Source organism: Maribacter hydrothermalis (genome assembly GCF_001913155.1).
GTDB lineage: Bacteria > Bacteroidota > Bacteroidia > Flavobacteriales > Flavobacteriaceae > Maribacter > Maribacter hydrothermalis.
The window spans coordinates 3246497-3261081 of sequence record NZ_CP018760.1 but is presented as its reverse complement, the minus strand read 5'-3'; the positions used below and the strand labels follow the sequence as shown (position 1 = coordinate 3261081).

13 protein-coding genes are annotated in these 14585 nt (G+C 34.4%); 4 read left to right on the top strand and 9 right to left on the bottom strand.

The features are described 5' to 3' along the window. The first annotated feature begins 58 nt into the window (after positions 1–58). A complete protein-coding gene (gene rplT, locus BTR34_RS14115) occupies positions 59–403 on the top strand; it encodes a 50S ribosomal protein L20 (protein ID WP_068486513.1) in 345 nt (114 codons plus the stop codon). A gap of 36 nt (positions 404–439) precedes the next feature. Here the strand turns inward: rplT and BTR34_RS14110 are convergent, their stop codons facing one another. Then, positions 440–718, bottom strand: a complete 279-nt coding sequence (locus BTR34_RS14110) for an EF-hand domain-containing protein (protein WP_068486511.1) — start codon at positions 716–718, stop codon at positions 440–442. Positions 719–751: 33 nt separating this feature from the next. Further along, positions 752–1174 (bottom strand): secondary thiamine-phosphate synthase enzyme YjbQ, encoded by a 423-nt coding sequence (locus tag BTR34_RS14105; protein ID WP_068486579.1) that lies wholly within the window; start codon positions 1172–1174, stop codon positions 752–754. A gap of 93 nt (positions 1175–1267) precedes the next feature. Between BTR34_RS14105 and BTR34_RS14100 the strand changes: the two genes are divergently transcribed. Continuing rightward, on the top strand, positions 1268–2062 hold the full coding sequence (locus BTR34_RS14100) for an HAD family hydrolase (protein ID WP_068486509.1): 795 nt from the start codon (positions 1268–1270) through the stop codon (positions 2060–2062). Between the two features lie 26 nt (positions 2063–2088). On the opposite strand, the gene BTR34_RS14095 is transcribed toward BTR34_RS14100, so the two are convergent. Further along, positions 2089–3000: a helix-turn-helix domain-containing protein gene (locus BTR34_RS14095; protein WP_197496199.1), complete on the bottom strand. Its 912-nt coding sequence runs from the start codon at positions 2998–3000 to the stop codon at positions 2089–2091. Between the two features lie 207 nt (positions 3001–3207). Here BTR34_RS14095 and BTR34_RS14090 point away from each other — a divergent pair, with 207 nt between their 5' ends. Together BTR34_RS14090 and BTR34_RS14085 are read left to right on the top strand one after the other, a co-directional pair. Beyond that, positions 3208–5625 (top strand): TonB-dependent receptor, encoded by a 2418-nt coding sequence (locus BTR34_RS14090; RefSeq protein WP_068486505.1) that lies wholly within the window; start codon positions 3208–3210, stop codon positions 5623–5625. 20 nt (positions 5626–5645) lie between these two features. After that, entirely contained in the window at positions 5646–7007 is a 1362-nt protein-coding gene (locus BTR34_RS14085) for a hypothetical protein (protein ID WP_068486503.1), read from the top strand. A 108-nt stretch (positions 7008–7115) separates the two neighbouring features. Here BTR34_RS14085 and BTR34_RS14080 read toward each other — a convergent pair whose 3' ends face one another. The 6 genes from BTR34_RS14080 to tgt form a co-directional block, all read right to left on the bottom strand. Further along, positions 7116–8378 (bottom strand): asparagine synthetase B, encoded by a 1263-nt coding sequence (locus tag BTR34_RS14080; RefSeq protein ID WP_068486501.1) that lies wholly within the window; start codon positions 8376–8378, stop codon positions 7116–7118. Between the two features lie 167 nt (positions 8379–8545). Continuing rightward, on the bottom strand, positions 8546–10096 hold the full coding sequence (gene dnaB, locus BTR34_RS14075) for a replicative DNA helicase (protein ID WP_068486499.1): 1551 nt from the start codon (positions 10094–10096) through the stop codon (positions 8546–8548). A 165-nt stretch (positions 10097–10261) separates the two neighbouring features. Then, positions 10262–11215, bottom strand: a complete 954-nt coding sequence (locus tag BTR34_RS14070; protein WP_068486497.1) for an acetyl-CoA carboxylase carboxyltransferase subunit alpha — start codon at positions 11213–11215, stop codon at positions 10262–10264. A gap of 48 nt (positions 11216–11263) precedes the next feature. Then, positions 11264–12163, bottom strand: a complete 900-nt coding sequence (locus tag BTR34_RS14065; RefSeq protein WP_068486495.1) for a DMT family transporter — start codon at positions 12161–12163, stop codon at positions 11264–11266. Next, positions 12150–13232, bottom strand: a complete 1083-nt coding sequence (locus BTR34_RS14060) for an LptF/LptG family permease (protein ID WP_068486493.1) — start codon at positions 13230–13232, stop codon at positions 12150–12152. The genes BTR34_RS14065 and BTR34_RS14060 overlap by 14 nt, the downstream gene beginning before the upstream one ends. Continuing rightward, positions 13232–14362, bottom strand: a complete 1131-nt coding sequence (gene tgt / locus BTR34_RS14055; protein WP_068486577.1) for a tRNA guanosine(34) transglycosylase Tgt — start codon at positions 14360–14362, stop codon at positions 13232–13234. The genes BTR34_RS14060 and tgt overlap by 1 nt, the downstream gene beginning before the upstream one ends. Positions 14363–14585: the final 223 nt, after the last annotated feature.

Here is a 14585-nt window from a genome sequence, read left to right as displayed (position 1 = left end):
TAGGCCTTAAAAGTTCCTTAAAAATAGAAAGGGCGCCAACTACAAAAAATTAGAAAAAATGCCAAGATCAGTAAATGCAGTAGCTTCAAGAGCCAGAAGAAAAAAGGTAATGAAGCAAGCCAAAGGTTACTTTGGAAGACGTAAAAACGTTTGGACAGTAGCCAAAAATGCGGTTGAAAAAGCAATGTTATATGCTTACAGAGACCGTAGAAACAAGAAAAGAACTTTCCGTTCATTATGGATTACTCGTATTAATGCAGGTGCCAGACTACATGGAATGTCCTACTCTCAATTTATGGGAAAAGTAAAAGCTGAAAATATAGAACTTAACAGAAAAGTTCTTGCAGATTTAGCAATGAACCACCCAGATGCCTTTAAGGCAATTGTAGATCAGGTAAAATAAATTAATAACAATCTCACTTTTAGAAAAATCCGATTCTTACGAATCGGATTTTTTAATTTTAGCTATAGCCGCTTTAAACTCTTGCCAATCTATAAGCTCATCGCCATTCTTATCATAGCCCTCAATAAGCTTAGAAGATACTATACCTCTAATAAAGCCGCTTATTTCAGCTTCCTTAAGTAATTTTACAATTTCAGACTTTGTAAGTTTATGATCATTGTTTTCATCAAAAAAATTAAATGCCATTTCTGGAGTTGAAAAATGATTGGTTATCAAAATTTGTATTTTATTTAATATAGATTCTTCTGTTGTCATAATGTATTCTCTTTAATTCAATTTAATTAAATTTTAATTTCCCCACAACGTCAATACCATATTTCTGCCCGAAGCATAATTTCTATGCTCACAAAGATAAATTCCCTGCCAAATACCTATATTTAATTTCCCATAAGTCACTGGTACTTGCACTGAAGCACCCATTAATGAAGATTTAATATGTGCAGGCATATCATCTGAGCCTTCATAATTATGTTTGTAATAAGGGGCATTTTCCGGCACTATAATATTTATATGAGATTCAAAATCTTCTCTTACCGTAGGATCAGCATTCTCATTTATAGTTAAACTGGCGGATGTATGCTTTATAAATACCTGCAAGAAGCCGGTATCTATATCTTTTATTTCAGGAATTCTAGAAGTTACTATATCAGTTATGATATGAAACCCCCTTTTATAAGCTGGTAATTGAAACTCTTTTTGAACTAATATCATATGGTTTATACTATTAAATAAAGGTAAAACTTTGAACATAATACACCTTATTAAACATCATTCAAATATCTTTGCCTTTAAATTTTAAAGCATATGGATTTATCGAAGATAAAAATGGTTGTTTCTGATATGGATGGGACGCTCTTAAACTCAAACCACCAAGTAAGTGACCAATTCTTTGACATATTTAAAGATTTAAAATCTCAAGGCATCACATTTGTCGCAGCAAGTGGAAGACAATATAATAGCATTATAGACAAATTAGATGCTATTAAAGACGATATCATCGTTATTGCCGAAAATGGTGGATTTGCCATGAAACAGCAAACTGAAATTTTAGCTACGCCACTAGAAAAACAACATGTACAGGATATTTTAAAGACTCTTGATGATATTCCAAATATACATCCTGTGCTTTGTACAAAGCATAAAGCTTACTTAACCGATAAATCTAATGCGTTTGTAACTAAATTAGCGGAGTACTATACGGAGTATGAAATTTTAGAAAGTTTATCTAAATTCAATTCTGAAGTTATTAAAATCGCCATTTATCATTTTGAAAGTTCCGAAGCGCATATATATCCGTTTGTAAAACATTTTGAAGCGCATTTAAAAGTAAAAGTATCTGGTGAAAATTGGTTAGATATTTCAAATATGAATGCTAACAAAGGATACGCACTGGATAAACTGATGAAAACCTACAATTTAAAATCAGATGAAGTGATGGTATTCGGAGATTTCAATAATGATCTTGAAATGCTAGCACTATCAGATTTTGGATTTGCCATGGAAAACGCTCATCCGAATGTAAAAAGAGTAGCTAAATACAGCACCTTAAGTAATGATGAAAATGGTGTAGAGCATATTTTGAAGATGCTCATTACATAATGGATGCAACCATAGACGTTTATATTTTATTCTACCGCCGGTTTTAATTCGCTAGGTACGTACCCCATAGTTCTTTTAAATGCTGTAGTAAAATGTTGTGGATTAGCATAACCTACTTCGTAAGCCGCATGTGCAATGGTTGCTCCTTCTTGAGTTATTAAACTCTTTGCGACTTCCATACGTAATGCAGTAATATATTTAAAGATAGTTACGCCATATAGCTTTTTAAAATCTCGTTTTAGCTTTGTGGCGTTGAATCCTGCTAAATCTGCCAAGTCTAAGATCTTAAGAGGTTCCTTTAAGTTTTTTCTAATATGATCTTCTACTCGAACCAACGCCAAGTAATCCGAATTTAAAAGTTTTACATTGCTCTTAGAAAGTTTAGAGGTTTGTCTACCCAAAAGAAAATCGATCATTAAAACCGTTAATTTACTTTCCAAATAAATCTTTCGGATTTCACCTTTGTACGGACACTGTATGATCTCATTTATGTTGCTTCGAATACTAGGCGGAATAAATTTACTTTTGTCCCAAAGGACAAAAGAGTTCGAATTTTGAATAGCGCTCTTTAATTTATCAAAAGAACTTTCAAATTCAGTACCCAATAAATTTTTCAACAAGCTGGGCTTCACGTATATTTCAAAGGATTTGGCGTTTCCTTTGAAAAAAATATCCCGCCCTTCAGTTGTTGGGTAATAGAACATATTGCAATGATTTTCTGGAATTTGAACCAGGTACTTTATATGTTTAAGTGGTTGATAACAGTAAGTACCTTCTAAAGAAAAATGAAGTTTTATTAAATGCTCATCACTAGAAACACAAATTTCAGAATCAAATTCAAGAATTAATTGGCTGTTAGAGAAATCAACACCTCTTACAAAAGAACTATTATCCTTAGTAGTAACCTCTACTTCATTGAATTGCAATGAATTGTCCATAAAACTATTTTTGAACAATTGGCCCACCCTTATTTCTTTCCGCAACAACTCTCTGTTCATAAACATTTTCAACTGTAAATCATTACTTCCTTTCGCGTAAGTTTAAATTCCTTTCTCGGTACTCAACTCTTCATTCCTGCCATAGATTTGCAAAACTAATTTATTTAGACTAAATCTTAATAAAGATTAGTGGATTTTTTAAATCAAATGAAAAACTTCTTAACAGTAATACTATTCTTCACATTCCTATCTGCAAAAGCTCAAGGTACTTTTAGCACAATTTCAGGCAGTGTAACAGATGCATCTGGCAAACCATTACCCTTTGCTACTGTTTTGGTCGAAGGATTTAATATTGGTGTTCTTACCGACGACAATGGAATATTTACCCTTAAAAATGTTCCCAAAGGACAGCATAACATAATAGTTTCTTTTATTGGTTATACTACCCGTTCAAAAGCCATTAAAATTGATGATAGCACCAAAAAAATAACTATTGATTATACATTAGAAGAAAATGTTGAAAACCTTGATGAAGTAAATGTCAACGGTAAATCTAAAGAGACTCAGATAGAAACAAAAGGTTTTGCTGTTAATGCAATAAAAACAGAAGAAGCAGGGCTCAGAAATATTCAAACAAACGAATTGCTAAACACTACAGTTGGAGTAAAAATTCGCCAAAATGGAGGGTTAGGTTCAGATGTCACTTATAGTTTAAATGGACTATCAGGTAACTCGGTTCGTATTTTTATCGACGGTATACCACTCTCTACTTACGGTAATTCATTTAACCTAAACAGTATACCACCTTCAATGATAAAAAACATTGAAGTTTATAAAGGCGTGGTACCAGGTCATTTAGCTGACGATGCCTTAGGTGGAGCTATTAATATAGTTCTACATAATGATACAAAAACGAATTTTAATGCATCCATATCTTACGGATCATTCAATACTGTACAAACTAGTGTGAATGGTCTTTATCGTTTTGACAAATCGGGCTTAACGGTTAAGGCTTCTCTTTTTCATAATTACTCTGATAATGATTACAAAGTTTCTGGTAGAAGTGTTGTGATCACTGGCTTGGGCGGAGTGCAAACACCAATTACAGCTAGAAGATTTAACGATGCGTACAGATCCACTGGTGGCAGGGCTGAAATTGGGTATACAGACGTAAAATGGGCAGACCAATTCTTAGTAGGTATTACAGGCTCTGATGATTATAAAGAGGTACAACATGGCGCATTTATGACCATTACCCCTTACAAGGGTAGGTTTTTAGAATCTGATGCCTTACTTGGTAGTATCAACTATCAAAAGAAAGATTTATTTACAAAAGGTCTTGACGTAAATGTTAACGGTTTATACGGAAAAAGAAACCGTGCCGTAAACGATACCGTTTCTTGGGCGTATAGCTGGAACGGAGAACGCGCAATTGATTTTAGAGGAAATGAATATCAATATACTTGGCGCTCTCAACAAGAAGGGGGTCCTTCACTAGCTAAAATAAAAAGAAATGTAGCATCTATAAGAACAGGTGTTTCGTATGCCATAAACAATCATCATAAGTTTTCTGCAAACCACGTTTATAGTGGTATTGACAGAGAAGACAGCGACGCACTGCAATCAGTTTTAGAAAACACTTTTGTAGGAACAAGAGACTTAAAAAAGAATATATACTCCTTAACCTACGAATTGAGTGCTTTTGACGAAAAATTAAGAACCAGTTTATTTGGCAAACATTATCAGCAGAAAACAACCAGTGTGGACCCGGCTATTGAATCTGATCAAAACGGTAATGATGTAATTGTCGACGAAGTGGTCAGTAGTAATAAAAATTATAATGGTTACGGTTTTGCCGCTTCCTACGAAGTCGTTAGTAATATCACCTTACTAATGTCCGCAGAGAAAGCCATACGCTTACCAAATGAAACTGAAATTTTTGGTAATGATGGCGATAATGTAGTTGCCAACTCCAGCATTAACCCTGAAAGTAGTGAGAATTACAACTTAGGGTTTAGGTTCGGAAATTTTAATATCAAAAAGCATGATTTTACAGTATCTACCAATTTTTTCACCAGAAACATAAAAGACAGAATTGGTCTGCCTATAGAAACATCGTTAAATGTCGATGATGAATTAATAGTATACGTAAACCAAGGTAGCGGAACTTCCAAAGGTTTTGATGCACAATTAAACTATTCTTATAATAACAATTTTGGTCTCAACTTCAATATTTCCAAGTTCAGTTTAAAGATTGAAAACCAAAGTATAGAGGTTGATGTACCCAATACTCCGTTTTTCACCATGAATGGCGGATTACGCTATTCGTTTAAAGATTTGATCCAAAAGAAATCTAGGTTGAACGCATTTTATAATGTTTATTTCACCGATGAATTTTCTTTTATCACCGCACAAGGAAGTAATACTATCGGTAATGAATTCTTTGAAGTACCGCAGCAGTTATCACAAGATATTGGGCTTAGTTATGCGTTCCCAGATAACAGATTTGTAGTAAGTTTTGATATCAAAAATATTTTTGACGAACCTGTATACGATAATCTTTCTGTCCAAAAACCAGGAAGGGCTTTTTACCTAAAATTAAATTACGCAATAAATAAATTTTAATCTTTTAATCAATACCGAAAATGAAAAGAACTATATTAAACCTTAAAAATTTTGCTGCCGTTTTATTAATAGCAGGTCTAATGACCGCGTGTAGTAGTGAAGACGATACCATAGTTACTCCAGATCCAGATACAGAAGAACCCGACACAGAAGAACCTGAAGAATACAGATGGATTACCGTTGCAGCGGCTAAAATGGGCGAAGATCCAGGTGATGGTAACGGAGGAACTTTAATATATTCTGTTACAAGTGAAGATGCTAAAGATCCTACCGTTTCTATTGAACCTTTTGAAAACGGATTCATTGCTCCCTCAAACAGAACAGCAAGATTACAGTCTTCTGAAGATGGAAATACTATTTTTAATATTAGCTACGCGGGTGATACTGGTGGAAATTATACAAAATATACCGTTGAAGGTGGACAAACATTCACCCCATCAGGTTCTGAAGTTAGTATAGCTCCTTACGTTGGTACTGCTCCACGTTGGATCAAATTATTTGACGGAGATCAAACTGGTGCTGCAGTTTATGTAAATAATGAAAACGAATTTGATGAGAATAATGCCTACACCCGTACAGAAGCTACTATTGGCGTAGTAACTTTAGATTTGGTAAACTCTTCAATTAAAGAATTTCAAGAGCATAGCGTTCCTTTATCTGCCGAAGAAGAAGCTGCAGGCTACTACATTTCTAGAATTGATATGCCTACATTAAATGCTGCAGGAGATAAATTATATATTGGTGCCCGTTTAAGCAAAGTGGATCCTGCGACTGCCGAAAGTGATAGTAATTATGAGATTTTAGGTTCAAAAACCATTGTCTTAGACTACCCCTCTTTATTGAATCCGTCGGTTATTACTTCAACTGTTGGTCACGGAAACACAAATGGCTACCGCAGTATCAATTCTTTTGAATATAATGGTAGCGTATACCAAGCAAACCAAAGTGACCCAGAAGGTTCTTATATTTTAAAAATCAATTCAGATAATGAATATGATGACACATACGATTTCAATTTAGACGATGCCTTAGGTGTTGAAGGAGCTTATATTCTTGCTTGGAGACCAGCTGCAAATGGTAAAGCTGTATTAGCTTACCGTCATAATGGTTCTGCAGAAGGTGTTGCAGGTCTTCAAGGATTTTTTGCACTTGTTGATTTAAATGCTAGAACCGCAGTTAAGATTGACGACATTCCCTATGACCCAGATTTCTACTTATTTCAATACCAAGGCTTTGTTGTTGAAGGAACTGAAATTTACCTTACCCAAGGTGCTGTTGGTCAAAATGGAAATATTTATGTTGTAGATACGGAAACTGGTACAGTAACGAAAGGTGCTGAATTGGTAAATGCTGCAGGTAGTCACTTCATTGGAGTATTTTAAATTATTAGACGATAAACTGAATTAGCTAGGATATCAGTAATTAAAAAATCGTTATCAAGACTTAAGTCTTGATAACGATTTTTATTTCTATCCGTATTCAAATTACAATTATGTCTTTTGTTTCTTCTTTCTTGCCGCCGGAAATAATACATTATTTAAAATTAAACGGTAACCAGGTGAAGTAGGATGTAGTTCTAACTCCGTTTTTGGGTCCCCTACCCTATGTTGATAATCTTCTGGATCATGACCTCCGTAGAACGTAAAAAAACCTTTTCCTTTAATCCCGTGAATATATCTTGCTTCTTCATTAATTTTATTTTCTCCCAATACCATAACGGTCGGCTTAATTTCAGAGCGTGTGAAGGCAGTTGTTTGTCCCATGAACCCTTTTACTAAAGAAGTATGGTTTTGACATAACATGGTAGGCACAGGGTCCCATTTAGCCGAGAAATCCATCAACGAAAAGTAATCAGATTCTTTAGGTACATTACCTCTTTTATTGGTCATATCAATAGAAGAGAATTCATATTTTAATGGGCTACGCTCCAAGATAAAATCGGTAAAAGCAAAGGTCTTTCCAAAATCTAAATTAGCTTGGTAGTTAGGGTCAGATGCATCACCATCGAACATGGGCTCTACAATATCAATGCCGTCAGCAGCTAGCGCAATATCAAAACTATCGGTTGCCGAACACATGGCGAACATGAAGCCCCCACCAATGACATAATTTCTAATTTTTAAGGCAACCGCTCTTTTTTCTTCGGATACCTTATCATATCCTAATTTATTTGCTAGTTTTTCAGCATTTTTCTTTCCTTCAATATACCAAGGTGTTGCCCTATATGCCCCATAAAATTTACCATATTGCCCTGTAAAATCTTCATGATGTAAATGCAGCCAGTCATATAAAGCTAACTTATCCCCAAGAACTTCTTCATCATAAATAGTAGTATAAGGTATCTCAGCATATGTTAATGCCATAGTTACAGCATCATCCCAAGGTTGATTTTCTTTAGGTGAATACACTGCAATTCTTGGTGCTTTCTCTAGTATTACCGCATCTTGATTAACAGAAGGACTACTGATATCATCTAAAATACTATTTGCTTGTCCATCAGATAAAATCTCAAAACTAACTCCTCTAATTTGGCATTCTTTTCTAATACTTTCGCCATCCGGAAGTAAAAAAGAACCGCCTCTATAATTCAATAACCATTGTACTTTTTGTTGTTTTGATAAAACCCAGTAAGTAATACCATATGCTTTTAAATGATTCTTTTGGCTATCGGCATCCATTGGAATTAAAATAGATGATGCGATCATTTGTACTGATAGGAAAAGAAAGAAAACTAAGGTTACAATTTTAGACATATATTTTATTTCATTCACTCAAAGATAAAGTAAAATCTATGGTGTACTATTTAAGATCTCGTTAAAGCTATTGTAGATAAGATAACGAGAAATGCTGGAAACGAATTGTTTTAAAAACAAAAAAGTCTCCCGAACGGAAGACTTCTAAACTATAGATATGTTTTATTTTAAAAAGGAACATCGTTATCCTCATCAAAATCTGGATCACTATTCATACTACTACCAAAGGCATCATCTGCACTTGGTAAGTTTTTCGTGGTAAACGGATTCTCCTCGTTTGCATTCATTTTCGATTGAAATTCGAATGGAGAATCAAAATCATCTAGATTATCGAACTTACCTTGATTACCAATAAATTTTAATCTAATGTTTTCTAGACCACCATTTCTGTGTTTTGCAACAATAAATTCTGCTTGACCCTGAGTTGGTGTATGTTCTTCATCATCCCATTCATCAATCTTATAATATTCGGGTCTATAAATAAAAGAAACAATATCCGCATCTTGCTCAATTGCACCCGATTCCCTTAAATCCGAAAGTATAGGTCGTTTACTGCCTCCTCGAGTTTCAACGGCACGCGACAACTGCGAAAGTGCAATTACAGGTACAGATAGTTCTTTTGCCAGTGCCTTTAGATTTCTGGAAATTGTTGAAATCTCCTGTTCCCTATTTCCGCCTTTTTGGCTACCACCGGCTGTCATCAACTGCAAGTAATCTATCATAATCATTTTTATACCATGTTGTGATGCAAGTCTTCTTGCCTTTGCACGTAAATCGAAAATAGAAAGCGACGGAGTATCATCAATAAACAAAGGTGCTTTTTCTAAAGATTTAACTTTAACATTTAATTGCTCCCATTCATGCTTTTCTAATTTACCCGTTCTTAATTTCTCAGAAGACAAACCTGTTTCAGAGGAAATTAATCTTGTAATCAACTGTACCGAGGACATCTCTAATGAAAAGAAAGCAACAGGAGTATTGGTATTTACGGCCATATTCCTAGCCATAGATAAGGTCAAAGCGGTTTTACCCATACCAGGACGTGCAGCCACAATAATTAAATCACTTGGTTGCCAACCAGAGGTAAGCTTATCTAATTTATCAAAACCAGAAGGAATTCCGCTCATTCCTTCTTTACCGGCAATTTCTTCAATTCGTTTTTTGGCCTGTATTACCAAATCTTGAGCAGTCTCTGCAGAGCGCTTTAAGTTTCCTTGGGTAACATCATATAATTTGGCTTCTGCGGCATCTAACAAATCAAAAACATCAGTTGCCTCATCGTAGGCTTCTTCAATAATTTCACCAGAAATTTTAATTAAACTACGTTGAATATATTTTTGAAGAATAATTCGTGCATGAAACTCAATATGGGCTGAAGACGCAACTTTTTGGGTTAATTTTATCAAATAAAAATCACCACCACAAACCTCTAATTTACCTGCTTTTTTAAGTTGTGATGAAACGGTTAATAAATCCACCGGTTGCGATTCTTCAAAGAGAATAAAGATGGCTTCATAAATATATCTATGGGCATCTTTATAGAAAACATCTGGGTGCAATATATCAATAACCTCATCTACCCCTTTTTTATCTATCATCATAGCACCCAATACAACCTCCTCTAAATCAACTGCTTGTGGCGGTATTTTTCCTTTTTCAAGGTTTATAATAGTAGATTTATCAATCTTCCGAGCGATAAAAGGTTTCGTGTTCTCCATAGTACGAAAGTATACAATTAACCTTTAGTTAACCTTAACGACATCGGTTACGATGTTCACAGTTCACTAAAGCAACTTGTTAATAAATTACGAAATTCTGTTGATAACATAAAAAAACCGAGGAATAAAATCCTCGGTATATTTTAAAATTGCCTAAAATGCAGATTAGCCGTTAAAAACTCCCATTTGGGCATATTTATCCATACGCTTATTTACGAGTTGTTTTGGTGATAACTTTTGCAGATCCTCAAAATGTGAAGTAATTTTATTTTTAACGATATCAAAAGTTTTTTCTCTATTAGCATGTGCACCACCCGCAGGCTCACGTACGATCTCGTCAATAAGTTTCAGCTTTTTCATATCTGTTGCCGTTAGCTTTAAAGCTTCAGCAGCCCTTTCTTTATATTCCCAGCTTCTCCATAATATAGAAGAACAGGATTCTGGAGAAATAACGGAGTACCATGTATTTTCTAACATTAATACTTTATCGCCAACACCGATACCTAATGCACCACCAGAGGCACCTTCACCAATGATAACCACAATTATAGGAACTTTAAGGCGTGTCATTTCTATAATATTACGTGCAATTGCCTCACCTTGTCCACGCTCTTCTGCTTCAATACCTGGATAAGCACCTGGTGTGTCTATAAAGCAAACAACAGGAACTTGAAACTTTTCAGCAGATTTCATTAAACGCAAAGCCTTTCTATAGCCTTCTGGGTTGGCCATACCAAAATTTCTGTACTGCCTAGTCTTGGTGTTATATCCTTTTTGTTGGCCTATAAACATATAACTTTGATCATTGATCTTACCTAAACCGCCGATCATAGCTTTGTCATCCTTAACTGTACGATCGCCATGTAGTTCTAAAAATGTATCTCCACATATAGCTTTAATATAATCTAAAGTATATGGTCTGTTAGGATGTCTAGAAAGTTGAACTCGCTGCCAAGCAGTCAAGTTTTTATAGATATCCTTTTTAGTATCGGCAAGTTTTTTCTCAATCTGTTTACATGTCTCTGTAACATCTACATCACTTTCCTCCCCAATTATCATGCACTTGTCCAATTGTTCTTCCAATTCTTTAATAGGAAGTTCAAAATCCAAATATTCCATATTCAATAAAGTTTCTTTAGTTGTGGTTCAAAGATAAAACTTTAATACCTAAATCTTAGGTACCCTTTTTTTAATATTTGCTCTTTGCTTTAAAATACCATTGGCAATGACCGTACTGAGTATAATTAATGCTCCCACATAAAACATAGGTTTCATTTTTTCTTCTGAGCCAAATATTAACCAAGCAAGCAGAATGCCATACACTGGTTCTAAATTTGTTGTGAGCATTACCGTGTATGGTGTCAATACACGCATAATTTTAACAGATGCTATAAAAGCATAAGCTGTGCAAATTAGAGCTAAAATAAGTAGATACACCCAATCCATCTTTGGAAGTGCAATTAACGACATATTCCAATCCCCTTTTAAAATTAAAATAATGGAAAGAAAAATTACTCCAACACCCAATTCATAAAAAGAGATGACAGATGGTCTATGGTTTTGAACAAGTTTTCCATTTATTAGCGCAAAAGTAGCAGCTAAAAAAGCAGATATTAATGCTATAACCATACCATATACATATTGCGTTTCTACTTTAAATATTAAGTATAGTCCAACAACAACTAATAACCCAAATAGAATTTCGTAACCTATAATTTTACGACCGTACCAAAATGGTTCCATTAGAGCTGTAAAAAATGCTCCTGTTGACATCATGGCCAGTGCTACAGATACCGTAGAAACTTTTATGGCTAAAAAGAATGTTACCCAATGTAAAGCAACCACAATACCTCCGCCTAAAAGCCAAAAGAATGTTTTCTTGGAAACCTTTAAACTAAATTTAGCTATTAATATATAGATAGTTATGAAAAGCGTGGCCAAACCCATTCTAATCCATACTAATGGAAGGGAATCTATGGTAATCAACTTCCCCAAAATTGCTGTAAAGCCCCAGATAAATACTATAAAATGTAAGTGGATTAAATTGAGTATTCTATCTTTTGGCATTTTGAAGCAGATAAAAAGCTAAACATCCGAAAACAACATTAGGTATTATTACCGCAAGCAAAGGCGAAAAACCCGATTGTTCAGCCAATGTACCAAAAACTTTATCAAAAAAGATGAATACAAAGGCTATAAGAATACCAAATGCCAAATTAGCGCCCATTCCACCTCGTCTTTTAACCGATGAAACAGAAACAGCAATAAGGGTCAAAATAAATGCCGTTAAGGGTAACGCCCAACGTTTGTATTTAACCAACACATACGTATTGATATTCGATGCACCTTTTCTTCTTTGATCTTTTATAAATGTATCAAGTTCAAAAAGATTTTTCGTTTCTGCCACATAGGATACCGGAGTTAAATCGCCTATATCAAAAGCGAATATGGTATCTAATCTACGTTTACTTTCAATAATTGCAGTATCGTCGATAACCGTACGTTTCTTATAAGAAGTTAATCTATAATTCGAATCTTTCTCTATCCAACGAATATTGGCTGCAGATATCTTAAAATCTAACTCATTACCTTCATTAAAACGTTCAAAAGTAAAATTGTGACCCAACTGCCTTGCAGGGTCAAAACTGCTCACATATATAAAATCTGTTTCGTTTAGCTGATTAAATATATTATTGGTAACCCTATCTTGTTTACCTTTTTTAAGGTATTTATATTTAAATTCATTGAACCCAACACTTGCATTGGGTACAATAAACATGGTCATAAAAAACATTAAGATGGCTATTAAAGATGCACCAATTATGTACGGCCTTAAAAACCGACCATAGGACACTCCAGAACTTAAAATAGCGACAATTTCAGTGTTGTTCGCTAATTTTGAGGTAAAGAAAATAACGGAAAGAAATAGAAAAATAGGAAAAAGCAAATTACCAATGTAAATGGTGAAATTTACATAGTACATAACTATTTCATTTAACGGCGCTTCATTATCAATCATTTTACCAATTTGCTCTGCCAAATTCACCATAATACCAATGGGAATAAACAACAAGAGCATTAACGAAAATGTCGCCAAGTACCTTTTAAGTATGTATTTATCTATTATCGACAGCATTATAGCCTTTTATCCATTTGTTTTACCATGATGTCTTTCCATGCTCTAAAATCACCAGCAATTATATGTTTACGAGCCTCGCGTACCAACCACATATAAAAACCTAAGTTATGAATTGTCGCAATTTGTTTACCCAAATATTCATTTGCTGCAAATAAATGTCTTAAATATGCTTTAGAATATTCGTGATCTACAAAGGTTGTTCCCATTTCATCTATTGGTGAAAAGTCATCTTCCCACTTTTTATTTTTGATATTAATGGTGCCATGCGCGGTAAACAACATACCATTTCTAGCATTCCTTGTAGGCATTACACAATCAAACATATCTATACCTAAAGCAATATTCTCTAAAATATTAATTGGTGTGCCAACTCCCATAAGATATCTAGGTTTGTTTTCTGGCAAAATTTCACAAACGACCTCAGTCATACCATACATTTCTTCAGCCGGCTCCCCTACTGAAAGTCCGCCTATGGCATTACCTTCAGCACCTGCATTTGCAATATATTCGGCCGATTGTCTTCTTAAATCTTTATACGTAGACCCTTGTACAATAGGAAAAAAAGTTTGCTCATAATCATATTCAAAAGGTGTTTTAGCAAGATGATTTATACATCTATCTAACCACCTATGGGTCATATGCATTGACCTTTTTGCATAATTATACTCGCAAGGATATGGGGTACATTCGTCAAAAGCCATAATGATATCAGCACCAATAACACGCTGAATCTCCATCACATTTTCAGGTGTAAATAAATGCATAGACCCGTCTATATGCGATTTAAATTTCACACCTTCCTCTTTTATTTTTCTATTCCCAGATAAAGAGTATACTTGATAACCACCGCTATCAGTAAGGATATTTCTATCCCATCCCATGAATTTATGGAGTCCGCCTGCTTTTTTTAAAATTTCAGTTTTAGGGCGAAGAAATAAGTGATAGGTATTACCCAATATAATATCAGGATTAATCTCTTCTTTTAATTCTTTTTGGTGTACTCCTTTTACAGAAGCAACTGTGCCCACAGGCATAAAAATTGGGGTTTCAATAACGCCATGGTCAGTAATGACTGTCCCAGCTCTTGCTTTTGACTGTGTGTCAGTATTGTGTAGTGTAAACTTCAAATCTTCTAAATCTAGTTGCAAATATAATGAACTGCCAGTGGGAAAAACTTAATAAAAAGTAAAGATGTTCATGAAATTCACAAACTTATATTTTTCATTTTTAGCACAAAAAACAGATTATTAACCCAATAACTTATTTAAACAATAAAGGTAGCACCCCACCGTTTTGATGGTATAACGAGAAAAGGAACATTTGGTATTGTATTTGCTACATGTTCTATAT